General features: G+C 72.9%; 25 protein-coding genes and 1 pseudogene. 15 read left to right on the top strand and 11 right to left on the bottom strand.

The features are described from left to right. Position 1: 1 nt before the first annotated feature. From CRYAR_RS28465 to melA, 4 genes are read right to left on the bottom strand one after another with little or no spacing between them, the layout of a single operon-like run. On the bottom strand, positions 2 to 850 hold the full coding sequence (locus CRYAR_RS28465; RefSeq protein WP_035856439.1) for a carbohydrate ABC transporter permease: 849 nt from the start codon (positions 848 to 850) through the stop codon (positions 2 to 4). Then, positions 851 to 1,795 (bottom strand): carbohydrate ABC transporter permease, encoded by a 945-nt coding sequence (locus tag CRYAR_RS28460; RefSeq protein WP_035856438.1) that lies wholly within the window; start codon positions 1,793 to 1,795, stop codon positions 851 to 853. Next, positions 1,792 to 3,108 carry an ABC transporter substrate-binding protein gene (locus CRYAR_RS28455; protein WP_035856437.1) on the bottom strand — a complete coding sequence of 439 codons (1,317 nt, stop codon included), beginning with the start codon at positions 3,106 to 3,108 and terminating at the stop codon, positions 1,792 to 1,794. Before CRYAR_RS28455 ends, CRYAR_RS28460 begins: the two co-directional genes overlap by 4 nt. Next, positions 3,105 to 4,454, bottom strand: a complete 1,350-nt coding sequence (gene melA, locus CRYAR_RS28450; RefSeq protein ID WP_051571058.1) for an alpha-galactosidase — start codon at positions 4,452 to 4,454, stop codon at positions 3,105 to 3,107. Before melA ends, CRYAR_RS28455 begins: the two co-directional genes overlap by 4 nt. 88 nt (positions 4,455 to 4,542) lie before the next feature. Between melA and CRYAR_RS28445 the strand changes: the two genes are divergently transcribed. Beyond that, positions 4,543 to 5,322, top strand: coding sequence for a glucosamine-6-phosphate deaminase (locus CRYAR_RS28445; protein WP_035856436.1), 780 nt, complete (start codon positions 4,543 to 4,545; stop codon positions 5,320 to 5,322). 40 nt (positions 5,323 to 5,362) lie between these two features. Here CRYAR_RS28445 and CRYAR_RS28440 read toward each other — a convergent pair whose 3' ends face one another. The 3 genes and pseudogenes from CRYAR_RS28440 to CRYAR_RS43780 form a co-directional block, all read right to left on the bottom strand. Further along, the gene (locus tag CRYAR_RS28440; protein ID WP_035856435.1) at positions 5,363 to 6,361 is read right to left on the bottom strand and encodes a LacI family DNA-binding transcriptional regulator; all 999 of its coding nucleotides are present in this window, start codon (positions 6,359 to 6,361) and stop codon (positions 5,363 to 5,365) included. Positions 6,362 to 6,504: 143 nt separating this feature from the next. After that, positions 6,505 to 6,660, bottom strand: a pseudogene (locus CRYAR_RS50355) (FAD-dependent monooxygenase); the annotation flags it as partial. Between the two features lie 524 nt (positions 6,661 to 7,184). Continuing rightward, positions 7,185 to 7,418 (bottom strand): hypothetical protein, encoded by a 234-nt coding sequence (locus CRYAR_RS43780; RefSeq protein WP_051571057.1) that lies wholly within the window; start codon positions 7,416 to 7,418, stop codon positions 7,185 to 7,187. 54 nt (positions 7,419 to 7,472) lie between these two features. On the opposite strand from CRYAR_RS43780, the gene CRYAR_RS28430 reads away from it, so the two are divergent. The 5 genes from CRYAR_RS28430 to CRYAR_RS28410 all read left to right on the top strand — a co-directional run bounded on the left by CRYAR_RS28430 (position 7,473) and on the right by CRYAR_RS28410 (position 10,940). After that, the gene (locus CRYAR_RS28430; RefSeq protein ID WP_035856434.1) at positions 7,473 to 8,018 is read left to right on the top strand and encodes a GNAT family N-acetyltransferase; all 546 of its coding nucleotides are present in this window, start codon (positions 7,473 to 7,475) and stop codon (positions 8,016 to 8,018) included. A 105-nt stretch (positions 8,019 to 8,123) separates the two neighbouring features. Beyond that, positions 8,124 to 9,317 carry a DUF418 domain-containing protein gene (locus CRYAR_RS28425; protein ID WP_051571055.1) on the top strand — a complete coding sequence of 398 codons (1,194 nt, stop codon included), beginning with the start codon at positions 8,124 to 8,126 and terminating at the stop codon, positions 9,315 to 9,317. Positions 9,318 to 9,362: 45 nt separating this feature from the next. Continuing rightward, positions 9,363 to 10,166, top strand: a complete 804-nt coding sequence (locus CRYAR_RS28420; protein ID WP_051571054.1) for a hypothetical protein — start codon at positions 9,363 to 9,365, stop codon at positions 10,164 to 10,166. Further along, positions 10,163 to 10,549: a GntR family transcriptional regulator gene (locus CRYAR_RS28415; protein WP_035856432.1), complete on the top strand. Its 387-nt coding sequence runs from the start codon at positions 10,163 to 10,165 to the stop codon at positions 10,547 to 10,549. The genes CRYAR_RS28420 and CRYAR_RS28415 overlap by 4 nt, the downstream gene beginning before the upstream one ends. Positions 10,550 to 10,553: 4 nt before the next feature. After that, on the top strand, positions 10,554 to 10,940 hold the full coding sequence (locus CRYAR_RS28410; protein ID WP_035856431.1) for an SRPBCC family protein: 387 nt from the start codon (positions 10,554 to 10,556) through the stop codon (positions 10,938 to 10,940). Positions 10,941 to 10,952: 12 nt separating this feature from the next. Here CRYAR_RS28410 and CRYAR_RS28405 read toward each other — a convergent pair whose 3' ends face one another. Beyond that, positions 10,953 to 12,074: an acyl-CoA dehydrogenase family protein gene (locus tag CRYAR_RS28405; RefSeq protein ID WP_035856430.1), complete on the bottom strand. Its 1,122-nt coding sequence runs from the start codon at positions 12,072 to 12,074 to the stop codon at positions 10,953 to 10,955. Positions 12,075 to 12,173: 99 nt separating this feature from the next. Then, complete coding sequence (locus tag CRYAR_RS28400) at positions 12,174 to 13,109, bottom strand: RNA polymerase sigma factor (RefSeq protein ID WP_035856429.1); 936 nt, start codon at positions 13,107 to 13,109, stop codon at positions 12,174 to 12,176. Between the two features lie 216 nt (positions 13,110 to 13,325). Between CRYAR_RS28400 and CRYAR_RS28395 the strand changes: the two genes are divergently transcribed. Further along, on the top strand, positions 13,326 to 14,849 hold the full coding sequence (locus CRYAR_RS28395; RefSeq protein WP_035856428.1) for a class I adenylate-forming enzyme family protein: 1,524 nt from the start codon (positions 13,326 to 13,328) through the stop codon (positions 14,847 to 14,849). 42 nt (positions 14,850 to 14,891) lie between these two features. Here CRYAR_RS28395 and CRYAR_RS28390 read toward each other — a convergent pair whose 3' ends face one another. Beyond that, a complete protein-coding gene (locus CRYAR_RS28390) occupies positions 14,892 to 15,071 on the bottom strand; it encodes a hypothetical protein (RefSeq protein WP_157018135.1) in 180 nt (59 codons plus the stop codon). Between the two features lie 53 nt (positions 15,072 to 15,124). On the opposite strand from CRYAR_RS28390, the gene CRYAR_RS28385 reads away from it, so the two are divergent. The 3 genes from CRYAR_RS28385 (at position 15,125) to CRYAR_RS28375 (ending at position 18,177) form a co-directional block, all read left to right on the top strand. Continuing rightward, on the top strand, positions 15,125 to 15,502 hold the full coding sequence (locus CRYAR_RS28385; protein WP_245620724.1) for a RidA family protein: 378 nt from the start codon (positions 15,125 to 15,127) through the stop codon (positions 15,500 to 15,502). Between the two features lie 78 nt (positions 15,503 to 15,580). Next, complete coding sequence (locus CRYAR_RS28380) at positions 15,581 to 17,599, top strand: MMPL family transporter (RefSeq protein ID WP_035856425.1); 2,019 nt, start codon at positions 15,581 to 15,583, stop codon at positions 17,597 to 17,599. Further along, positions 17,596 to 18,177, top strand: a complete 582-nt coding sequence (locus CRYAR_RS28375) for an alpha/beta fold hydrolase (RefSeq protein ID WP_035867319.1) — start codon at positions 17,596 to 17,598, stop codon at positions 18,175 to 18,177. Before CRYAR_RS28380 ends, CRYAR_RS28375 begins: the two co-directional genes overlap by 4 nt. On the opposite strand, the gene CRYAR_RS43775 is transcribed toward CRYAR_RS28375, so the two are convergent. After that, positions 18,174 to 18,848, bottom strand: a complete 675-nt coding sequence (locus tag CRYAR_RS43775) for a DUF6199 family natural product biosynthesis protein (protein ID WP_051571052.1) — start codon at positions 18,846 to 18,848, stop codon at positions 18,174 to 18,176. The two genes, CRYAR_RS28375 and CRYAR_RS43775, sit on opposite strands and share 4 nt — an antisense overlap. A gap of 375 nt (positions 18,849 to 19,223) precedes the next feature. Here CRYAR_RS43775 and CRYAR_RS28365 point away from each other — a divergent pair, with 375 nt between their 5' ends. The 5 genes from CRYAR_RS28365 to CRYAR_RS28345 are packed head-to-tail and all read left to right on the top strand — an operon-like array spanning position 19,224 to position 23,860. Next, entirely contained in the window at positions 19,224 to 20,138 is a 915-nt protein-coding gene (locus CRYAR_RS28365) for an ATP-binding cassette domain-containing protein (RefSeq protein WP_035856424.1), read from the top strand. Further along, entirely contained in the window at positions 20,135 to 20,974 is an 840-nt protein-coding gene (locus CRYAR_RS28360) for an ABC transporter permease (RefSeq protein ID WP_035856423.1), read from the top strand. Before CRYAR_RS28365 ends, CRYAR_RS28360 begins: the two co-directional genes overlap by 4 nt. Next, complete coding sequence (locus tag CRYAR_RS28355; protein ID WP_035856422.1) at positions 20,971 to 21,765, top strand: ABC transporter permease; 795 nt, start codon at positions 20,971 to 20,973, stop codon at positions 21,763 to 21,765. The genes CRYAR_RS28360 and CRYAR_RS28355 overlap by 4 nt, the downstream gene beginning before the upstream one ends. 41 nt (positions 21,766 to 21,806) lie before the next feature. Continuing rightward, on the top strand, positions 21,807 to 23,189 hold the full coding sequence (locus CRYAR_RS28350) for a sensor histidine kinase (RefSeq protein WP_035867315.1): 1,383 nt from the start codon (positions 21,807 to 21,809) through the stop codon (positions 23,187 to 23,189). Further along, positions 23,186 to 23,860 (top strand): response regulator, encoded by a 675-nt coding sequence (locus CRYAR_RS28345; RefSeq protein ID WP_035856421.1) that lies wholly within the window; start codon positions 23,186 to 23,188, stop codon positions 23,858 to 23,860. The genes CRYAR_RS28350 and CRYAR_RS28345 overlap by 4 nt, the downstream gene beginning before the upstream one ends. The last annotated feature ends 25 nt before the right edge of the window (positions 23,861 to 23,885 follow it).

The following is a 23,885-nucleotide window of genomic DNA, read 5'->3' as shown; positions in this document are numbered from 1 at the left end:
CTCACCCTTTGAGCCCTGACAGCGTCATCGTCGCGACGAACTGCTTCTGCGCGACCAGGAAGAAGAGGATCAACGGCAGCGTGGCCACCACGTTGCCGGCCATCAGCAGTGACCACTCGGTGCGCCGGGTGCCCTGGAAGTTCGCGAGGCCGAGCTGCAGGGTGAACGCGTGCTGGTCGTTGATCGCGATCAACGGCCAGACCAGGTCGTTCCACGAGCCGAGCAGGGTGAAGATCGCCAGCGTCGCGAGGGCGGGCTTCGCCAGCGGCAGCACGATCCGGAAGAACACCTGCCAGCGGTTCGCGCCGTCGATCAGGCCGGCCTCCTCGAGCTCCGTCGGCAGCGACAGGAAGAACTGCCGCATCAGGAAGATCCCGAACGCCGACGCGAGCCAGGGCACGACGGCGGCGCCGAGGCTGTCGATCAGCCCGAGACGCGAGAACACGACGTAGGTCGGGATCATCAGCAACTGGGTGGGGATCATGATCGTGGCGAGGATCAGGAAGACGCCGACCGTGCGCCCCGCGAACGCCAGCCGGGCGAAGCCGTAGCCGGCCAGCGAGCACAGCACCAGGTGCGAGACGATCGCCGAGGCGGCCACCAGCACGGTGTTGCCGAGCCACAGCAGCGCGTCGGACTCGGTGAACAAGGTGACGAAGCCGGTGAAGTCCACTCGGGACGGCACCAGCGGCGGCGGGAACTTGACCAGTTCCTCGGCCGGTGAGACCGACGCGACGAACATCTGCACGAACGGCAGCAGGAACACCAGCGCGATCGGCGCCAGGACCAGGTGCCAGGCCGACGGACGCGACCTCGGCCGGCGCCGGGCGGGAGTGGGGGACGGGGCCATCTAGAACGCCTCCCTTTTCGTGCGTCGGGAGTAGACGACGACACCGATCGTGGTCAGCAGCGTGAGCGCGAACAGCACGTAGGCGGCCGCCGAGCCGTACCCGAAGTCGAGCGTCCGGAAGGCCTTCTCCCACAGGAAGTAGACGATCGTCTTGGTGGCGCCGAGCGGTCCGCCCCTGGTCGTGGTGTAGACGAGGTCGAAGAGCTGGATCGCGCCGATCGTCTGCCAGATCGTGGTGAAGACCGTCACCGGCGTGAGCTGGGGCCAGACGATCCGCCAGAACGCCTGCCATCGGTTCGCGCCGTCGATGCGTGCGGCTTCGAGCAACTCGGCCGGGACGTCCTGCAGGGCCGCCAGGTAGATCACCGTGGTGAAGGCCGCCTGGCCCCAGAGCGACATGATCGTGACCACGACCATCGCCTGGGCCGGATCCTCCAACCAGCCCTGCGACGGTAGGCCGAGCATCCGCAGCGCGTTGTTGACCAGCCCGTACTGCGGATTGAACAGGTAGGTCGAGAGGATCCCGGTGGCGGCCGCCGAGGCGACGAACGGCACGAAGATCGCGGTGCGGTAGATCCCGATGAACCGGATCCGGCGGTTGAGCGCCACGGCGAGGAACAGCCCCGCGAGCACCGACAGCGGCACGAACATCACCGTGTAGACGACCGTGTGCGTGACCGCGTCCAGAAACGCCTCGTCGGTGACGAGCCGGGTGTAGTTGGCGCCCCCGACGTACTCGGGCGCGCTGAAGCCGTTCCACTTCTGCATCGACAGCACGAGCGCCCAGCCGGCGGGGAAGATCGACAGCCCGAGCACCAGGAGCGTCGCCGGGCCGGCGAACAGCCACCCGCTGACCGAATCGCGCAGCCCGGTCCGCCGCCGCCGGGCTCGTCGCGAGCGCTCCGGCGGGGTGGTGGCGGTGGGCCGGGCCACGACCGTGGTCATCGGGCGGCCTCGAGCGCGGAGTCGGCCTTGTCGGCGGCCTTCTCCAGCGCCGTCTGCGGGCTGCCCCGGCCCTGCAACACCTCGGCGATCGCCTCCCCGATCGCCTCCGACAGACCCACGTAGCCGGGAACCGTCGGGCGCACCTTCTTCGCGTTGACGCCGTTGGCGGCCATCACGTCCAGCCCCGGGAAGGTCGTGGCCTGAGCGGCGAACGCGTCGGAGCCGACCTCGGACGCGCGCAGCGGCAGGTTGCCGATCGCGACGTTCCACCGCTCGTCCTGAGCCGCCGAGGTCAGCCACTTCGTGAACTCGTAGGCCCAGTACGCGCGGTTCTTGTCCCGGTGGTCGAACAGCGCCCAGATGTCGGGGCCGGACGCCGTCTGGTGATCGCCGTTCGTTCCGGGCAGCCTGGTCACGCCGTACTTCGTCTTGGCCGTCTTGAGGTCGTAGAGCACCCAGGGGCCCGACGTCATCATGCCGATGCGGTTGTTGCGGAACAGCTGCTCGTACCGGGTGTCGGTCTGGTCGAGGTACACGCTCTCGTCGGTGACGGCCATGTCGCGCAAGAACGTCAGCGCCTCGACCCCCGCCGGGGAGTCGAACGCCGCGTGGTTCTGGTCCTCGGTCAGGATCTCGCCGCCGTTCTGCCAGAGCAGCGGCCACATCTTCCAGACGGTGTTCTCCGCCCCGGACACCGAGTACGCGTAGCCGTAGGTGTTCGTCGCGGGGTCGGTGATTCTCTTCGCGGCGGCCCGGAGGTCGTCCCAGGTCCAGTCGTCGGTCGGATAGGGCACGCCGGCCGCGTCGAAGACGGTCTTGTTGTAGAGCAACGACAGGTTGTCGACGAGGGCCGGGAAGCCGATCGTCTTCTCTCCGGTCGGCCGGACGGTCTTCCGGGCGCCTTCCGGGAACTCGTTCCACTTCACCGCGGGATCGGCCACCTGGTCGGTGAGGTCGAGCGTGCGCCCCGAGCCCTCCAGCTGGCTGGCCCAGCTGCCGTAGGCGTAGGAGATGTCGGGATAGCTGTTCCCGGCGAAGCCGGCCGACAACTTCTGCAGCAGGTCTTCGGTGCTCGACGCGCCCGGTGAGGCGTCGATCGAGACGTTCGGATGAGCCCTCTCGAACTCCGCGGCCAGTCCTTCGAGGATCTCCTGGGCCTCCTCGCTCTGACCGGTCCACAGGGTGATCGACACCTCGGCGTTCTTGTCGAGCGTGGTGCTGCCCTGACCGCCGGATCCACAGGCGGCCAGGGTGGACGCCAGCAGCGCCGCGACCGCGGATAAGACGAGCGGAGTCGTGCGTGGCTGCTTCATCGAGGGCTCCTGGGGGCCGGCACGTCGGACAGATCCAGCTCGGCGCCGCCGCCGAGCGTCGAGGGCAGAAGCGCGTGGTGGGCGGTGAACATCCGGTCGACGAGGTCGGCCAGCCGGTCCGGCGTCAGCGTGGAGCTCGCGTTGGGGTCGACGAGCATGGCCTGCAGTACCGCGTCGCGCGAGCCGGTCAGCGCGGCCTCCACGGCGAGCTCGGCCACCGAGAGGTAGGTGCGGTTGTGCGCCGCGCCCTGCGTCGGGATCGCGCCCACGGTGATCGGGGTGAGCCCGGACCCGTCGACCGTCGTCGGTACCTCGACGACCGCGCCCGGCGGCAGGTTCGTGATGTAGCCCCGATTGGGGACGTTCGTGTGGATCTCCCGCTCGGTTCCGGTGAGCAGCGAGTGGATGATCTGGGGGGCGTACTCCGCCGCGGCTCCGTCGTCGTCGAGTTCGAGCTCCCGGCCCTCGGCCAGCGCCCGCTGGGCGGCGTGAAACTCCGCCAGGTTCTGCTCCGCGGTGGCCAGATGCTGGCCCGGCACCAGCCGGAACCGCTCGATCTGCTCGTCGGAGCGGAGGAACCACGACAGGTACTCCGCGCTGTGTTCGCTGGTCTCGGTCGGGTAGTAGCCGATCCGGCGGAAGATCTCGACGCGCACCCGGCGTTCGAGTTCCGGGTCGGCGGCGATCGTGTCGCGCAGCCGCGGGTAGAGGTCCTCGCCGCCGCGGCTCCACTCGTAGAGCCACGCCTGATGGTTGACCCCGGCGGCGCGGAAGTGCGTGCCCTCCACCGGCACGTCGATCAGCTCGCACAGGTCGTGCACGGTCCAGTAGACGCTGTGGCACAGGCCGGCCGCACGCAGTCCGGGCGAGACGACGGACAACCACCAGATGTTCATCGCCATCGGGTTCGTGTAGTTGAGGAACAGCGCGTCCGGGCAGAGCTCGCGCATGTCCCGCGCGATGGCCGACAGCACGGGGAACGTCCGCAGCGCGCGGAACACACCGCCGATCCCGGTGGTGTCGCTGATCGGCTGCCGCAGCCCGAAGGTGGCCGGCAGTTCGATGTCGACGCTCGTCGTCTCGATGCCGCCGACCTGAATCATGTCGACGACGACGTCCGCGGCGTCGAGAGCCGCCCGCCGGTCCACGGTCGCGGTGACGCGCAGCGGACGGCCGAAGCGCGCCGCGAGCTGCTCGGCCGTACCGCGGGCCACCTCCAGCCGGGCCGGATCGATGTCGTGCAGGACGAGATCCAGTGGCGGGAGGTCGGGGAACAGCAGGAGGTCGGCGACGAGCTGGCGGGTGAAGACGACGCTGCCGGCCCCGATGAAAACGATGCGAGTCATGTAGTGCCCTTCGATCCATGATGCCGCTTGCTGCAAGATTAATGCATATGCTGCACACGCTTGCAATAGTGGGATCGGAGAGGACACCATGACGATCACCAGCCGCTTCACTGCCGATGAGCTGCCCGTCGAGGTTCACGACAGCGAGGGAGCGATGGGGGTGGCCGCCGCGACCCGGGCGGCCGGCTTGCTCCGGGACGCGGTGACCGAACGCGGACGGGCCCGCGTCGTCGTCGCGACCGGCAATTCGCAGTACGCGTTCACCGACGCGCTCGTCGGCGAGGACGTCCCGTGGGACCGGGTCGAGGTCTTCCACATGGACGAGTACGTCGGCCTCGACGACCGGCATCCGGCCAGCTTCCAGCGCTGGATCCGGGAGCGCGTCGAGCGCCGCTTCGCCCCCGCCCGGGTGCACTACCTCAGCGGGGAGGGCGACCCGCGGGCCGAGGCCGACCGCTACGAACAGGAGCTCCGGTCGGCACCGGTCGACCTGGTCTGCCTGGGGATCGGCGAGAACGGCCACCTCGCGTTCAACGAGCCCGGCGACGCCGACTTCGACGACCGGCGCTGGGCGCGGGTGGTCCGCCTCAGCGCCGAATCGAGGCGCCAGCAGGTCGACGAGGGGCACTTCCCCGACCCCGGCAGCGTACCGGAGCTGGCGATCTCGTTGACGATCCCCGCGCTGCTCTCGGCCGCGCACGTCCAGGTGTGCGTGCCGGAGGGGCGGAAGGCCCGGGCGGTCCGGGCCGCGCTCACCGACGAGATCGGCCCGTCCTGCCCGGCGACGATCCTGCGCCGTACGCCGCACGCGCGCTTACTGCTCGAGCCCGCGTCGGCCGCCCTGCTCGAGGGGGCACCACACCGGTAACCGCGGCCGGACGCGGCCGAACTGCCTCCGGTGGGGGAGTTCAGCCGCGTTCGGGCGTCCGGACGGGCGCGGTGGAACTGCGCACGACGAGCCGGGAGTCGAGGACGATCTGCTCCTCGCCCTCGTCCCGCCGGGCGTCGACGATCGCGAGCAGCGTGTCGACCGCCGCCGCGCCGGCGGCGTCCCCGGGCACGTGCACCGAGGTGAGCGTCGGGTAGGCCATCGCCGACATCGGGCTGTCGTCCACCCCGATCAGGCTGACGTCGGCTCCGGTCCGCACGCCCCGCTCGGTCAGTCGCGCCATCACCCCCAGCGCGATCAGGTCGTCGTAGGCGATCACCCCGGTGATCGCCCGGGCGATCACCAGGTCCGCGGCATGCACGCCCGACTGGACCTGGGCCTCGAACGGGCCGAACTCCACCAGTTCGAGCCCGAGCCGGCCGCACGCGGCCCGGACGGCCGCCTTGCGCTGGGCGTTCGACCAGGACCGCTTGGGCCCGCCCAGGTAGGCGATCGAGCGGTGCCCGAGTGCGGCGAGGTGCTCGACGGCCTGCTCCATCCCGCCGGCCTCGTCGATGACGACGCTGGCCGCGCCGGGCACGGCCCGGTTCACGAACACGACCGGTCCGAGCGCGACCAGCTCGCCCAGGGCGTCGTCGGGCGTGCGGGGCGAGACGATGATGAGGCCGTCGACCTGCTTGCGCATCAACCGGGCCCGCGGCACCTCGTCGGCCGGGCGTTCGTCGACGTCGGCGATCAGCACGGTCTTGCCCTGCTGGCTGCCGCGGGCCTGCACCGCCTTGATGATCGGAGGGAAGAACGGGTTGGCGATGTCGGGCACGATCAGCCCGATCAGGTCGGTGCGGCCGGAGGTGAGCGACCGGGCGCTGTGATTGGGGACGTACCCCATCTCCCGGGCGATCCGCTCCACTCGCTCCCGGGTGGCCGCGTTGACCTTGTCGGGGGCCGAGAGCGCCCGCGAGACGGTGGAACCGGAGAGCCCCGCGGCCGCCGCGACGTCGGCGAGAGTGACTGCCATCCTACTCCTCGAGAGGTGACCGCTGCAGCGGAGAAGGCATCGCTGGGCAGAGTTGCAGCAAGCGGTTGCAGTATAGCGGCGGGGTCGACGGACGCGTCGCCGACCGGTGCGGCCCGGTCACCGCCGCCGGTCAGATGTGTGACGAGCTTCGCCGCGTCGAACAGGGCGAGGTTCGCGCCGGAGCCCTGTGACGGAGGCATCGCGTGGATCGCGTCGCCGATGAGCGTGACCGGGCTCGGGGGCCAGCGCTCGATCGGGACCGAGGAACGGATCGGGAGCGCGAACGTCGCCGCGGGCATGGCCACGTCGATCAAACGACGTAGCACCGGGTGCCAGCCGCGGATCACGTCGGCGACGAGCGCGCGCAGGGCGTCCGGCGGCTGGGCGAACAGCGACTCGTCGGAACCCAGGACGCCCGAGGGGACGGAGAGGCTCCACATGACGTAGTCCTCGTCCGCGGTGAGCCCGGCGTCGGAGGGCTTCGACCGGAACTCGACGACGCCGAGGGCCAGGCCGCGACCGCGCCGGTCGGTGACCGGGCAGAAGCCGTCCCGGAGCGGCGCGGGCAGGTCCGCCCCCACCCGCGTCAGCGGGGTGCGGCCGTAGACGCAGCGGGTGCCGGTGTCGACGATCGCGGCGTGCGGGAGGTACTGGCGCCGGACGACCGAGCCGATGCCGTCGGCGCCGACCAGCACGTCGCCTTCGGCGGTGCCGCCGTCCGCGAACCGCGCGCGGATCCGCCGGTCGGGGAGGGTCTCGTAGCCGGTGCAGGTCGCGCCGAAGCGGACGTCACGCAACCCTCGGACGAGGATCTCGCGCAGCGTCAGCCGGTCGACCGAGGTGCTGAAGCCGGCCCGGTCTCGATCACCCGCAGCGTCCGCAGCTGGTCGGACAGCACCGTGACGCGTGTGCTCGGCCGGCCGGTCGTCGCCAGGAACAGCTCGTACAGCTTGACGACGAGCACGGAGAGCGTCACGTGACCACCGTGCCACGCCACCGCCGACGCGCGCACCGCAACCGGGACGGCTGCGGCCGGCGGGGCCGAGGTCGTCGCCACGCGCCCGTCGGAAAGTCGTTTCTCCGCAGGGCCGGTAGCTGATTCGATGGATCGATGCTGACTGGACGCGTGATCGGTCTGCGGGCGCTGCGCCGGGACGACGTCGAGGCGTTGTACGAGATGGACGCGGACGCCGAGAACTCCGCGCTCGCCGACGACCATCCGTTCCGGCCGGAGAGCCTGGCCGGCCGGCTGGCCGAGCACGACAAGCGGGAGGCCGAGCCCAGGCCGGGGTCCGCCTTCTTCGCCGTCCAGCGGCTCGACGACGAGAGCGGCGTGGCGATCGGCCGTGTGGGGCTCTGGGGCATCGACCAGTTCAACCGGACCGCCCACATCGGCATCGGGCTGCTCGCGTCCGCGCGGGGGCAGGGCGTCGGGCGGGACGCGATCGACGTGATCTGCCGGTTCGGTTTCGTGTTCCACGGGCTCGAGCGGCTCCAGATCGACACGCTCGACGTCAACGACGCGATGCGGGCCACCGCGCTGGCCTGCGGCTTCGTCGAAGAGGGCCGGTTACGCGGCGCGGCCTGGTACCTGGGCCGCCGTACCGACGAGATGATCTACGGTCAGCTCGCCGACGAGTGGCGAGCCCGCATCTGACGGGGGTCGGCCGGCGGGTGGTTGCGACACCCCCGCGACCTTTGTCGACGACGGAGCGACGAAAGCCCGCTGAGCGAGGTGCCGCCCACCGGCTTGCCTGAAACCATGACCTCGCCCGAACCCGTACCGGACAGCAGGAGCCCGCACCCGGACACCAGGAGTCTCGGCCCGGTGCCGGTCGGGGCCAGGGCCCTCGGCCCGGATCTCGCCCGCGGCGCCATGCTGCTGTGCATCGCGCTGGCCAACTCGCACTACTTCCTGCGTGGCCCGTCGGTGCTCGGCGGTTACCCCACCGGGGGCTCGGAGCTCGACGCCGCGGTCGTCTGGCTACTCACGACGTTCGTCGACGGTCGGGCGTTCCCGCTCTTCGGCTTGTTGTTCGGGTACGGCGTGGCCCGGATCGCGGCCCGGCAGGCCGCGCGGGGCGCCCGCGGGGTGCGCCGGCTGCTGTGGCGGCGCGGCCTGGGGTTGATCGGCGTCGGGTTCCTGCACGCCGTGCTGCTCTACGTCGGCGACATCCTCGCTGCCTACGGGGTGCTGCTGCTGGTCGGGGCATGGCTGGTGCGCTGGCCGGACCGGCGGCTGCTCGTGCTGGCCGGCCTCTTCTTCGCGCTCGGCGCGTTACCGGGCGGTGACTCGATGACGATAAGCACCGACCCGCCGGGCGTCGAGATGCTGCCCCCGGATCTCCGGTCGATGCTCGTCGCACGGCCGCCGGTCTCGGTCCTCGTGGCGTCGCTCGGCCCGATCGGGTTCCTGTGCCCGTTCGCGCTCGGGCTGTGGGCCGGGCGCCGCCGGATCCTGGAGCAGCCGGAGCGCCACCGCACCCTGCTGCGTGTCACGGCGGTCGGTGGGCCGGCCGTCGCGGTGGCCGGTGCCCAGCCGATCGCGCTCGTGCTGGCCGGGGTGGTCGATCCGCCCGCCCGGGGAGCGCTGGAGTTGATCGGCCCGCTCCACGACGCGACCGGCGTCCTGGGCGGCTGCGGCTACGCCGCGCTGCTCTCGCTCGTGGCCCTGCGGTTCGCGGATCGCCACGGGCCGGTGGTCGAGGCGATCGCCGCCACCGGCCAGCGGTCGATGACGTGCTACCTGGCGCAGTCGGTGGTCTGGACCGTGACGTTCACGCCGTTCCTGCTCGACCTCTCCGGAACGCTCACCGTCGCCGGCACGGCGCTGCTCGCGGCGTCGACCTGGCTGGTCACGGTGGTGACGGCGGACGCGATGCGGCGGCGCGGGACGCCCGGGCCGTTCGAGGTGCTCCTCCGGCGCATCACCTACGGATTTGTATCGAAGCCTTGACACAAGATGCTCTACTTGTGTCAAGTGCGCGATACAAGGAGACCGATGGTCACGCCGTTACTCGACTCCCCGGACGCGGTCGGCCGCACCGCCCGCCGGGTGGTGGCCGGCCGGATCGGCGGGCTGGTCCTCGGTCTCGTGGCCGCCGTCGCGCTCGCGAACGCCCCGGCGTCCTGGCTGGGGCTTGGCCTGGCGCTCGCCGCCCCGGCGTTCGCGATCTGCCTGCTCGCGGGCGTCCTGGTGGGCGAGCTGATCGCGGTCGGGCCGCTCCCGGCCGTCCGCACGGCCACGCTCGAGGTGCGCCGGGTCCGGTCGTACCTGCCGCCGCGGACGACGAGGGTCGTGGCCGCGGCGTGGGTGACGCTCGACGTCGTGCTGCTCCTCGCGAGCGCGGTCGGGAGCGCCGACGACCAGGGCCGCCCGGGGCGCGCGCTCACGCTGAGCTGCGGTGACGTCTCGGCGTCGGTTTCACCGTGGCCGGGTCTCTTCTACGCGGTCCCGATCGCCGTCGTCGTTCACGCCGGGCTCCTCCTCGCCGTCGTCGCGTTGCGTCGCCTCGTGCGCCGTCCCCGCCCCGGTGCGCACCCCGACGACCGGGGCGCCGACGACCGGGTGCGCGCCGCGTCGGCCGGCGCGGTCACCGCCGCGGTCGGGGTGCTCGTCGCCGCCCCGCTGGCCGGTACCACGCTGATCGCCGCGGGCCGGGTGTTCTCGCTCGCCGGCCAGCCGTGCGCCCCGGCCGGGCTGTCCGCCGTAGGCTGGGCGGGCGTCGCGGTCGCCGCCGTCGCGGCCGTGGCCACCGGCGTCTTCGTGGCGACGCTCGGCGCACCCCGCCGCGGGCGCCCGTGATCGAGCGGCTCACCGTCGACACGACCGATCCGGTCCCTCCGTACGAGCAGATCCGCCGCCAGCTCGCCGACCTGATCCGGCACGGCGTGCTCGGCCCGGGAACCCGGCTGCCTCCGGTGCGCCAGCTCGCGTCGGACCTCGGCCTGGCCACCGGCACGGTCGCCCGCGCCTACCGGGAGCTGGAGACCGCCGGGCTGGTGGCCTCGCGCCGCGGCGGGGGCACCCGCGTCGCCGAGGCCCCGGTGTCCAGCACCCCGGCGGAGCGCGACGAGCTCCTGGCGATCTCCGCGGCCGGGTACGTCGCCGCCGCGCGCCGGCTCGGCGCGGACGACGACGCGCTGCTCGCCGCGGTGCGCCGGGCCGCCCGATCCGGTCCAGGATGAGGGCATGCGACACCGGATCGACGTCGACGGACCTGGTCACCCCGACGAGGTCTGGGACCGCTACGCGCGTCCGGGCCGGTGGCCGGAGTGGTCACCCCAGATCCGCTCGGTCGAGTACGCGGCCGAGCGGATCACCCCCGGCGCCGGTGGCACGGTCCGCGGCCCCGCCCGGCTCCCGGTGCGGTTCCGGATCCTCGACGTCGACCCGACCGGCCCGCGGCGTTCCTGGTCGTGGACGGCGTCCACCGCCGGGGTGCGGCTGACCCTGCACCACACCGTCGAGCCGACCGCCACCGGCACCCGCACCGGCCTGCTCGTCGACGGACCGGCCGCGGTGGTCCTGGCCTACCTCCCGGTGGCGCGCTGGGCCCTGCGGCGCCTGGTCCGCTGACCGATCGAGGCCTCAGACGAACGGCCACCCCGACGGCTGTCCCACCGCGATCCGCCCGGGGATCGTCCACTGCGTCGTCGACAGGTTCGCGGACTGCGCCGCGGCCATGCCGTCCCGGAAGATCCGGCCGAGCCGGCTCTCCCGGTACAGCGGTTCCGAGCTTCCGAGCTCGTACATCGCCCCCAGCACCGCGCGGCTGGTCTCGGTGACGTGGCAGATGGCTCCGCGGACCGCGGCGCGCTGCTCCTCGGTGGTCTCCGCGCCCGCGGCCACCGTGCGGTCGAGCTCGCCCTGGGTCTCCAGCAGCAGCCCCCGGGCCGCGGCCACCTGGGAGAGCGCGCGGCCCACCGCGATCGTCACGTGGTCCTTCTCGGCCAGCGACACCCCGTCGAAGCCCTTCTTGCCCGGGGCGATCGTGATCACCTCGTCGATCGCGGCCCGCGCCATGCCGATGAGCACGGCCGCGCAGCCCGGGAACAGCAGGTTGATCGCCGGCAGCCGGTAGGCGGGCCGGTCGATCCGGTTCGGCGCGAACAGGCCGGCCGTCAGGGTGTCCGGCACGAAGACGTCGTCGGCCACGACCGTGTTGCTGTCCGAGGCACGCATGCCGACGACGTCCCAGGTCTCGAGCACCGACACGTCACCGCGCGGCACGGCGCAGAAGCGCAGCCCGGCGAAGCCCGGTCCGGCCGACGGATCGGCCCCGGCCAGCAGGAACCACTCGGCGACGTGCGCCCCGCTCACGATCTTCCAGCGTCCGGCGAGCCGGTAGCCCCCGTCGACCGGCGTGAGCAGCCCCGGTTGCCCCGAGTTGGCGATCAGCGGGTCCGGCCCGTCGCCCCAGATCCGCGCGGTGCCCTCCTCGGGGAGCCAGCCCGCGACGAACCCGACGTTGAAGTTCCAGAGCAGCCAGGCGGTCGGGCCGTCGATGCGCGCCACCCGCGTGTAGAAGTCCAGTACGGCGGCGGTCCGCGCCTCGTGGCCGCCCCGCTCGACCGGCGTGAACAGCCGGAAGGCTCCCCGGTCACGCAGCTCGTCCACCAGTTCCGGGGCGACGCGGCCCTGGTCCTCGGCGGCGTCACGGTACTTCTCGATGGCCGGGCGCAGCAGCTCGGGCAGTTCGTCGATCGACACGGTCGTTCTCTCTCTCGTCTCCGGCCCGGTTCTCGGGCCGCCGGGGACGAGATGCGGATCGCCGGGGATTTCTGCGCGCGATCCCGGGTGACCTACGTCTCAGCCGCTGCGGCTCGTTCCGTAGGCGAGCCCGAGCTGCGCGACCCGGCCTTCGCGCATCCGCAGGAGCCAGGCGAACGTCGGCGGGCAGTGCTCCGGGTCGGACGGCGGGTTGAGGAAGTCGCCCTCCCAGACCAGCACCCCGCTGCTGCCGACCGCGTCGTGCAACCGGGTGACGACGCCGGCCTGCACGGTGAAGTCGATCATCGGCCGCATCATCGACCGGTCGCCGACGATGCTGCCCTGGACGACGATCGAGGCGTCCGGGCGGAACCAGTCCCGGAGCACCCGGTCGTACCCGTCGGTCTCGATCGCCGCGAAGTGCTCACGGGCCCGGAGGCGGTGCGCGGCGGCGTCGGCGTCGGCGTCGCGGTAGGCGTCGCCCGCGGTCTCACGCAGTGCCCGGGCCAGGGCTCGGCGCCCGTCGCGCAGCCGGCTGCCCACCGTGTCGAGGGGGATGTCGCAGAGCTGCGCGATCTGCTCGTAGGACGAGAAGCGGCTGAAGTACCGCAGCAGCACGACCTCACGGATCGGTTCGGACAGGTGCGCGACCGCGTGCCACACCCAGTCCCGTGAACCGGCGCGGTCCAGCGCCTCGTCCGGCCGCGGTTCGCTCGCGGGCGGGAGCAGGAGTTCCGGATCGGCCACCGGCAGCGGGGTGCGTGCGCGCAACTGCATCCGGCAGACGTTGCGCACGATCGCCTTCAGCCAGGGGCCGATCGCCTCGGGGTCGCGGAGCTCGGGCAACCGGCGGAACGCGGTGAGCACCGCGTCCTGCACCGCGTCGTCGACCTCGTCGACGTAGCCGAGCAGGGAGATCGCGGTGGCCCGCAGCGCCGCGCGATGCCGCTCGGTGACGATCGCGAACGCCGCGGTGTCCCCGTGCCGGGCCGCGCGCGCCAGTTCGGCATCCGACTCCGCGGTGGACAAGGACATGCCACCCCAGTCTGCCAGGCCCGGGCCCCGGTCGGCGGGGCGCCGGGCGAGCCGGGGTCGCTAACTCAGCTGACTCGCGCCGACGAGAACCGCGAGCACGGTCAGGATCGGCAGGTACCAGAGCACGCGCTCCAGCAGGGTCGTGGAGCCGGCGGATACGGGCTTCATGTGCTCAGAATAGCCCGCGGCGCCACCGGGAGAGCCCACAGTGGAGCAATGGTCGCGGACACCGTCGTCTCCTGGATCGCCCATCACGCGCGGCGGACGCCGTCGCGCACCGCGCTCGTCGATCTGCACCGAGATCGCGCGGTCACGTACTCGGAGCTGGACGCGCGGGTCCGGTCGCTGGCGCGGTCGCTCGCCGAGGCCTACGGGGTGGGCGCCGGTGACCGGGTCGCGGTGCTCTCCCGCAGCGACACCCGCGTCTTCGAGGTGCTCTACGCCTGCGCCGTGCTGGGCGCGATCGCGGTACCGCTCAACTGGCGCCTGACCGCACCCGAGCTGGCGGCGATCAGCCGTGACGCCGAGCCGTCGGTGCTGGTCCACGAGAGCTGGGCCGCGGAGGTCGCGTCCGGGTTGGAGATCCCGGCCCGGGTGGTCTGGGCCAGTGCGGACGGCGAGCCCGACGACTACGAGGCGCTCACGACCACGGACGCCCCCGCGGACCGGGAGCCGGGCCCCGTCGACGTCGACGCGGTCTGGACGATCCTCTACACCTCCGGCACGACCGGCCGGCCGAAGGGCGTGCAGGCCACGCACCGCGCCTGGCTGGCGAGCCTGCTGGGCATCCTCGTCGCGCATCGTGTCGACGCGTCGTCGCGCTGCCTCACCGTGCTCCCCACGTTCCACGTCGCGGGCCTCAACCTGTTCGCCCACCCGACGCTCTATGTGGGCGGCACCGTCGTGGTGGCCAGGACGTTCGATCCGGCCCGGACGCTCGCGCTGCTCACCGACCCGGCCACACCCGTGACGCACTTCTGCGGCGTGCCCGCTCATTACCAGTTCATGGAGCAGGTACCGGGCTTCTCCGACGTCGTCCTGCGTCCGTTCACCGCGGTCGTCGGGGGTTCGCCGGTTCCCTCGGCGCTGGTCGGGGGGTGGGCGGCGCGTGGTGTCCGGCTGACGACGGTGTACGGGATCACCGAGGCCGGTGCGTGTGTCGTCGCGACCACCCCGCAGCGCGAGCCCGGCCCCAACGGCACGATCGGGCTTCCCGCGCTCTACGCCCGCTGCCGGGTCCGGACGCTCGACGACCGGCCCGCCGCGCCCGGGGAGACCGGCGAACTGCAGATCGACGGGCCGCTCGTCACGTCGGGCTACTGGCGTGCTCCGGACGCCACGGCCGCGGCGTTCACCGCCGACGGCTGGCTGCGTACCGGGGACGCGGCGACGCTCACCGACGACGGCCGGCTCGTGCTCGTCGACCGCTGGAAGGACATGTACATCTCCGGCGGCGAGAACGTGTACCCGGCCGAGGTGGAGAACGTGCTCCAGTCCCATCCGGCGGTGTCCCAGGCGGCGGTGGTCGGCGCGCCGCACGAGCGCTGGGGCGAGGCCGGGGTGGCGTTCGTCGTCCTGGGACGCGACGCGGCCGCCGATCCGGACGAGCTGGTCGGGTGGTGCCGGGAGCGGCTGGCCACGTACAAGGTCCCGGTGCGCGTGCGTTTCGTGGACGAGTTGCCGCGCAACGCCACCGGCAAGGTGCTGAAGGCGCCGCTCCGCGAGTCGGCCGCGCGCTGAGCGTCAGTGGTCTCCGCCGCAGGTCGAGGGCCGGGCGCCGGGTCAGGCCTCGTCGCTCCAGTCGTCGAGGAGCTCACGCCGGAGCAGCGCGACCTGCACGGCGAGAGCGCCGAGCAGTTCCTCCCGGTTCGGAGGTCGGCTGGTGCGATAACACCCGGCCGAGGTGATCGAGATCGACGAGTGAATCGAGCCGCCCTGGTCGGGGCGGACGGCGGTTCCCACGGTCAATTCGGTGGTGCGGGCGGGCGTGGATCGACATCATCGGGCGGGTGGAGATGCGTGAGGTTCGGCCGCCGTCGGTGCCGGAGCCGGTCGGCGGTTACGTCAACGGTCTGGTCGTCGCCGGGGGCGAGCGGATGCTGTTCGTCAGCGGCCAGATTCCACAGACCCCGGACGGCGTCGTTCCCACCGCGCTCGACGAGCAGTGCCGCCTGGTCTGGGCGCACGTTCTCGCGCTTCTCGACGAGGCCGGAATGGGCGTGGAGAACCTGGCCAAGATCACGACCTATCTCGCCGATCGATCGCACTCCGCGGTGAACACGGCGATCCGGAACGAGGTGCTCGGGACGCACCGCCCGGCGCTGACCGTGATCGTCGCCGAGATCTGGGACCCGGCCTGGCTGGTCGAGATCGAAGCGACCGCGATCGCCTGACCCGCGCCGCCAGCCCGCTTGTCCACAGGTGCCGAACGTCGAGAGGCCGCCGGGCCGGATCGGCGTTACCTTACGTCCGTGAACAGGCTCTCACGGTTCGTAACCAAGCGGCGCGGGTGGGTCCTGCTCGGCTGGCTGGTGCTGACCGTGGTGGGAGGCTTCGCGGCGCCCCAGGCCACGGCCGGGCTGTCCTACGACTTCTCGCTGCCCGGTCAACCCGGGTACGAGACCAATCAGGTCGTCGCGCAGCGGTTCGGATCCGGCGGGGAGGCCGTGCCGATCCTGCTCGTCGACAACAGCCCGTCGTCGGCGAAGGCCGCCCGGGTGGTCGCGGCGGTCGAGCAGGCGTTGCCCGGCGCCGACGTCCTGTCCTACGCCGACGAGCAGGCGCTGCGGTCGGCCGACGGGCGTACGGGGGTCGTGGTCGTCTATCCCCGCCTGGTGCCCGGCCCCGAGCCCTACGTCGCGGTCCTGCCGGTGATCGAGAAGGTGGCCGAGGCCCAGCAGGTCGTGGTCACCGGCAAGGACGCGCTCGCGGCCGAGGGCGGCGGCGACCGGGGCGCCACCGTGCTGGTCGAGACGATCGTCGGCGGAACCGGGGCGCTGGTCGTGCTGCTCGTGGTGTTCGGGTCGGCGCTGGCGCTGATGCCGATCGTGGTCGCCGCCGCGTCGATCCTCACGACGTTCCTGATCGTCTGGGGGCTGACCGAGATCACCGACGTCTCGTTCATCGTGCAGTTCCTGCTGGCGCTGATCGGCCTGGGCGTGGCGATCGACTACGCGCTGCTCATCGTCACGCGCTGGCGCGAGGAGCTGGGCCGGGGCGCGGAGCCCGAGGAGGCCGTGCGCCGGTCGCTGGCCACCGCGGGCCGCTCGGTGTTCTTCTCCGGGGTCACGGTCGCGGTCAGCCTGGCGGCGCTCATCGTCCTGCCGGTGCCGTTCCTGCGCAGCGTCGGCTTCACCGGGCTGCTCATCCCGGTGATCAGCGTGCTGGCCGCGTTGACGCTGCTGCCCGCGCTCCTGCTCACGGCCGGGCGGCGTCTGGACTGGCCGCACCGGCGCACGACCGACCCCGAGAGCCGGCTGTGGCGGCGGGTCGGCACCGGCGTCGTGCGTCACCGCTGGGTGTCGGCGATCCTCGCGACCGTGGTGCTGCTGCTCCTGGCCGCCCCGGTGCTGACGCTCCGGCTGGGGCAGCCGACGAACGAGTCGCTGGCCTCCGCGGGTGGCCCCGCGGCGACCGCGATCACCCGGCTCGACACCTCGGGCATCGGTGCCGGTCTGTCCACGCCGGTGGAGATCCTGACCGACGACGCGGCCGCGGCCCGGGAAGCGGTGGCCGGTCTGCCCGGGGTGGCCGCGGCGGTCGTCTGGCCCCGCAGCGCCGGCGGCGACACGCTCGTCCGGGTGTGGACGGCCGAGGACACCTCGTCGGAGGCGGGGGCGGACACGACGGCGGCGATCCGCACCGCGGCCGAGGCCACCGGCGCCCGGGTGGGCGGCCGGCCCGCCGGTGACGCCGACTTCATCGACGCGGTCTACGGCAACGCGTGGTGGGTGATCGTGCTCATCGTCGTCGTGACGACCCTGCTGCTCGCGCGGGCGCTGCGTTCGATCGTGCTCCCAATCAAGGCGCTGGTGCTCAACGTGCTCTCGCTGGGCGCGGCCTACGGCATCACGGTGTGGATCTGGCAGGACGGGCACGGTACCGAGGTCCTGTTCGGCCAGTCGGCGTCGGGCGCGATCACCACCTGGGTTCCGATCGCGGTGTTCGCGTTCCTGTTCGGGTTGTCGATGGACTACGAGGTGTTCCTGCTCTCGCGCATCCGCGAGGAACACGACGACGGCCACGACACCGACGAGGCGACCGTGGCCGGTCTGGCCCGCACCGGGCGCCTGGTCACGTCGGCCGCGCTGATCCTCTTCCTGGCGTTCATCTCGCTGGCGCAGGTGCCGACGGTGGAGGTGAAGATCCTGGCGACGGCGCTCGCGCTCGGCATCCTCATCGACGCGACGATCGTGCGCGGTGTGCTCGCCCCCGCGTTGGTCGCCGCCCTGGGCGACGCCAACTGGTGGTCGTTCCGGCGCGCCTCGTGAGGCCCGCCGGCTTCGACGAGTTCGACGTCCGGACGTCCCGGACGACGATTCACGGTGTCCGGGGCGGGTCGGGGCCGCCCGTTCTCCTCCTGCACGGCATTCCGGAGACGCATCTGATGTGGCACCGGGTCGCGCCGGCGCTGGCCGTGCGGTTCACCGTCGTCGCCACCGACCTGGGCGGGTACGGCGCGAGCGGGAAACCGCCGAGCGCGCCGGATCACGCGCCGTACCGGATGCGAGCCCTCGCGCAGGACCAGGCCGAGGCCATGGCGGCGCTCGGCTTCGACCGGTTCGCGGTCGTCGGACACGACCGCGGCGCCCGCTGCGCGTACCGGATGGCGCTCGATCACCCGGACACGGTCAGCCACCTCGCGGTGCTCGACGTCGTCCGCCGGATCACCTGCCCGACCCTGGTGCTGTGGAGCGCCACCGGGCCGGTCGCGCAGTGGTACGACCCGCTCGGGATCTGGCGCGCCTGGGCCACCGACGTCCGCGGCCGCGCGATCGACGCCGGCCACTTCCTGCCGGAGGAGGCGCCCGGGGAAACCCTCCACGACCTCGTCGAACTGCTGACCTAGCGGCCGATGGCTTCGGTGCCGGTGCTGCCGTCCACCACGGAGCGGGAGCCCAGCGGCCGGGCCAGCGTCACCGGGAACAGGCGGACCGGGGGCAGCGGACGGGAGCGGGCCGTCACCGGGTCCGCCGGGTCGCAGATGATCCGGGGGGCGGTGGGGCTGCAGCCGCCGTGCAACGTCACGGTCACCGAGGACGCGGTCTCGGCCACGGTCATCGTCCGCGCTTCGTGGGCGCCGTCGACGGCCACGATCAGGTTCGTGCCGGGCGGCACCGTCCCCAGGCCCGCCAGGAGGTCGGCGGAGTCGGAGGAGTCGCCCACCGTGGCGTAGCGCAGCAGGGGCACGCGGCCCAGCGACGAGTTCGCCACGGCGGGCGGAGCGGAGGTGAGCCGCGCGGACGAGACACCGAAGCGCTCGGCCCTGGCCGCGCGGGCGTCGGCGGCGGCCTTCTCGGGGGAGCGTTCGAAGTCGATCAGCTGCCAGCCGAGGACCAGCACCACGACGATCGTGCCGACCCCGGCGGCCCGGGTCAGGTGGTAGGCCAGGTCGCTGGGTTCGTTCGCGTCGGGGTCGCGGTACCTCCACGCGGTGAGCAGCCACCACTGCTGCCTCGGCGCGATCACCGCCCAGAGCGCGAGCGCGACCAGCACCGTCCCGCCGATGATCAACCCCACGCGGACGAGTGTCGCACCGGCGAAACCACGGCCAGTCAGCGCGCCACCGCCGCCCTCGCGCTAGCGGTCAGCGAGGCGGACGTCGGCGCGCCACAGCGACCACCACCGCGGTTCGTGCAGGCGGATGTCGGCGCGCCCGTCCGTCGTTGCTGACGGATCTCGGTCCGCCGGGCCCCGAGCGCATCGGGTCGACGAGGTCTTCGGACCGCTGCTGCGCCGGTGCGGCCGCTGACGGCGCGGTCGTTCGCTGGTTGCGGCCTCTCCTCATCGAGGAGGAGGCCGCGCGCCGCCCGTATCTCGTTCGCGCGCAGGTGCTGCGCCGGCACGCGCGTTCCTATCGTCGCTCTCGAAGCTCAGAGACGACAGGAGGACGCCATGATCGAGGCGCAGGCGCTGACCAAGCGCTACGGGCCGACGACGGCGGTGGACGGGTTGTCGTTCACCGCGTTGCCCGGCACCGTGACCGGGTTCCTGGGCCCGAACGGGGCCGGTAAGTCGACGACCATGCGGCTGGTGCTGGGCCTCGAACGCCCGACGTCGGGCACGGTGACCGTCGACGGGCGGCGGTACGCCGACCTCGAGGCGCCGCTGCGCACGCTCGGCGCGATGCTCGACGCCCGCTCGATGCACCCCGGGCGCACGGCCTTCCGCCACCTGCTGGCGTTGGCCCGCACGCACGGGATCCCGCGTTCGCGGGTGGACGAGGTCATCGGGATGACCGGTCTGGAGTCGGTGGCCGGGAAACGGGTGAAGGGCTTCTCGCTCGGGATGGGCCAGCGGCTGGGGATCGCCGCGGCGCTGCTCGGCGACCCCGGCACGTTGATGCTCGACGAGCCGGTCAACGGCCTCGACCCCGACGGCGTCCTCTGGGTGCGCAAGCTCGTGCGCGACCTGGCCGCCGAGGGCCGGACGGTGTTCCTGTCGTCGCACCTCATGCACGAGTTGGCGCTGTGTGCGGACCGGGTGGTGATCATCGGCCGGGGCCGGCTGCTCGCCGACGCGTCGATGTCGGAGATCCTGCACCAGTCCGAGCGGGCGGGGCTGGTGCGTGTCCGCACGTCCGACCCCGCGCTCCTGGTGCCGGAGCTGCTCCGGATCGGCGGCGACGTCGTCGCCCAGCAGGACGACGTCCTGCACGTGCGCCACGTGTCGCTCGAGGACGTCGGGGCCGCCGCCGGCCGGGCCGGGGCCACCGTCCTCGAGCTCGCGGCCGAGGCCGGCTCCTTGGAGGACGCCTACCTGCGCCTCACCGCTGATTCCGTGCAGTACCAGGCCGGAGGTGCCCGATGACCACGCTCGCCGTTCCGGGGCCGTCGCTGCCCCGGGTGATCGCCGCCGAGTGGACCAAACTACTCGGGCTCCGGTCGTCGACGATCATCGTGATCGTCACCGCCGCCGTGTCCGGGGTCGTCACCTATCTCTCCGCGAACGCCTCGTCGGGGGACCCGGGCTTCGACCCGCTCGACTCGTTGACGACCGGCCTCCCGGTCGCGGTCATCGGCCCGCTGGTGCTCGGGGTGCTGGTCGGGACCGGTGAGTTCAGCACGGGGATGTTCCGCTCGACGTTCGCGGCGGTGCCGGGCCGCCTGCCGGTACTGGCCGCCCAGGTCGTGGTCACGACCGTGCTCGCGTCGGTGGCCGCGGTCCTCGCGGTGGCGGCGGCCGTGGTCGGCATCCTTCCGCCGGCGGCCTCCCGGAACATCACGCCGGACCTGCTGAGCGAGGGCACCCCGCAGAGCCTGCTCGGGGCGGCCGGGTTCCTCGTCGGCGCGGCGCTGTTCGGGCTGGCGGCCGGGGCGCTGCTGCGCCGGACGGTCCCGGCCCTGGTGGCCACGATCGTCGTCACGCTGATCCTGCCGATCGTGCTGCTGCTCGCGTCCGAGCTCGCGAGCGACCCGATGGCGGCCTACGACGAGAACAACGTCCCGACCCGCACCGCGGTGGTGAACACGATCATCACGTTCACCCCGACCGGAGCCGGCTCGCTGCTGACCGAGCCGGGCGCCTCCGGGGTCGACGGCGCTCCCGACATCGGGAGGGCCGGCGCCGGGCTCGTCCTGGCGGCCTGGGTGCTCGTCCCGCTGGGCGCGGCCGCGCTCCGGCTCCGCCGTCGTGACCTGGTGTGAGCGAGCACCGGCTGCTCGCGGTCACGTTCCCCCGGGTCCTGGCCGCGGAGTGGAGCAAGCTCACCAGCGTCTCCTCGACGCTCTGGATCGCGGCCGGCACGGTCGTCTCGACGGTCGCGCTGGCGTTCGGGCTGGGGCTGTTCGTCCGGTCCGGCGACACGGTGTCCGGCGCCTCGCTGGCCGTGTCCGGGAGCCTCTTCGCCCAGGTCGGGATGCTCGTCCTCGGGGCCCTGGTCGGGGCGGGTGAGTTCAGCACCGGCACCTCGATGGCGACGTTCGCCGCGGTGCCGCGCCGCCTGCCCGTCCTCGCCGCGCAGACGCTGGTGACCGCGGCCGTCGCCCTGCTCACCGCGGTCGTGGCCCTGGTGGCGTCGATCCTGGCGACCGCACCCGCGCGGAGCGCGGCCGGCCTCACGCTCGAGTTCGCCGACGCCGGCACCGTCCGGGTCCTGGCCGGGTTCGTGCTCTACCTGACCGGCGTCGCGGTGCTCGGCATCGGGCTCGGTGCGCTGGTGCGCCGGCCGGCCGGCGCGCTCGTGACCGGCGTGGTGGCGCTCGTCGTGGTCGACCAGCTGCTGGCGACCAACCCCGGGCGGGTGACCGACGTCCTGCGGGCCGCGTCGCCGGCCAGCGGGACCCGCCTGTTCGCCGACGACGCCACGCTCGCGGCCCTCACCGGCGGACCCGCCCCCGACCTCGGTGCCCGGGGCGGGGGACTGGTGTTCGCCGCGTGGGTGATCGCGGTGCTGGCCGGCGCCGCGTACCGGCTGCGACGCTACGACGTCACATGAGCGGCGGAGCGCGACCCGTGTGGGAGGGTGACCGGGTGAGGATGCCGGGGCGTCCGGGGCGGCCCGGGGGGAGCGACGCCGCGGCGGTGCTCACCGAGTCGCACGTGCAGTGGCCGACCGCGGCCGGCCGCCTGTTCGCCGCCCGCCCTTGGATCGCCCACCTCACCGTCGCCGCGACGGTGCTGCTGCTCGGACTGATCACCGCGATCGTCGCCTCGGAGACCGTCCGGGGGTCCACCTCGCTCGGGCTGTTCCTCCCCGACGACCCCGTGCAGGAACGCGTCGTCGGGGCCTGGCTCGCCGGTGCCGCCGCCGGGGCGATCGTGCTGACCGCCCGCCGCGCGTGGCCGCTGGGCGTCACGGTCGTGCTCACCGTGGTGGCGCTGCTGTCGCTGCGTTCCGCCGGGGTGCTCGGTGTCGTCGGCGTCTGCCTCGCGTGGGCGCTGCACGCCGTGGCCGCCCGCTACCGCGCCCGCACCGCGTGGCTCGTCGGCGCGGTGGTGCTGGTCGTCGTGTCGGTCGCCCTGTGGCGGTGGCAGGACATCGGGCTCGCCGAGATCCTGCTCTGGAGCGACACGTACCCGCTGCTCCCCGACGGCGAGCCCGCCCGTCAGCTGACCGAACCGCCGTTCTCCGGGGGTCGCCGGTCGATGTCGGTGATGCTGCTGCTCGCCCTGCTCGTCCTGGGCGGGGTACTGGGAGCGGGCGCCCAGACGCGGCGGTTGCACGCCCGCGACCTGGTCGAGCGGTACGCCGCGCTGGCCAGGGAGCGCGACACGAGCGCGGCGCTGGCCCGCTCGGCCGAGCGCGCACGCATCGCCCGCGAGATGCACGACATCGTCGCGCACAGCGTCTCGGTGATGGTGGCGTTGTCCGACGGTGCGCTCTCGGCCCTCGACCGCGCGCCGGACCGGTCGCGGGAGGCCCTCACCGAGCTGTCGCGAACCGGGCGGGACGCGCTCGACGACCTGCGGAGCATGCTCGGTTCGCTGCGCACCGAGGAGGCCGAGCCGACGGCACCGACCGACACGAACCTGCCCGCGGTCGTCGAACGGTTCCGCGCCGCCGGGCTGCCGCTCACGACCACCGGCCTCGAGACCCCGTTGCCGCCCGACACCGCGCTGCGCCTGGCCGTGGTGCGGATCGTGACCGAGGGTCTCACGAACGTGCTCCGGCACGCCCCCGGCACCCGGGCGGTCGGCGTCGCGATGCGTCGCACCGGGTCGGTGGTCGAGGTCGAGATCGTCGACGCCGGCGGCACCCGCCCGGGCACCGACGGTGGAGCCCACCGTGGTCTGATCGGGATGCGCGAACGCGCCGCGCTCCTCGGCGGCCGGGTCGACGCCGGCCCCGCCGGGGAGGGCGGCTGGCGGGTCCGGGTCTCGCTGCCGACGAGCGTTCCCGCCGGAGAGGACGACACGTGACGACGGTGCTGCTCGTGGACGACCAGGCGCTGATGCGGATGGGGTTCCGGCTGGTCATCGAGTCCGAGCCCGACCTCGACGTGGTCGGTGAGGCGTCCGACGGCGCGGTCGCGCTCGACCAGGTCCGCGCGCTGGACCCCGACGTCGTGCTGATGGACATCCGGATGCCCGGGATGGACGGCATCGAGGCCACCGGGCGCATCGTCGCCACGCACCCCTCGTCCCGGGTGCTCGTCCTCACCACGTTCGACGTCGACGAGTACGCGTTCGCGGCGCTCCGGGCCGGAGCCAGCGGTTTCCTGGTCAAGAGCGCGCAGCCGGCCGAGCTCGTCGACGCGATCCGGACCGTCGCCTCCGGCAACTCGGTCGTGGCGCCCCGCGTCGTGCGGCGGATGCTCGACCTGTTCGCCTCGCACCTGCCCGACGCGGGCGACGACACCGCTCCGAACGACCTGGACCCCCGCCTCCGTGCGCTCACCCCGCGCGAGCTCGAGGTGCTCGGCTGCATCGCCGAAGGCCTCTCCAACGCCGAGATCGCCGACCGCCTCGTGCTCTCCGCGACCACGGTGAAGACGCACGTCGGCAACATCCTCGCCAAGCTCGGTCTGCGTGACCGGGTGCAGGCGGTGATCGCGGCCTACGAGTTCGGCCTGGTCGGCCGCGGAGACTGATCCGGGGAACTGTCCTCATTGCTGG

The sequence above is a fragment of the Cryptosporangium arvum DSM 44712 genome, assembly GCF_000585375.1.
In the GTDB taxonomy this organism is placed as follows: domain Bacteria; phylum Actinomycetota; class Actinomycetes; order Mycobacteriales; family Cryptosporangiaceae; genus Cryptosporangium; species Cryptosporangium arvum.
Note: the sequence above shows the minus strand (reverse complement) of the source record. Positions and strands in the feature narration are given on the sequence as shown.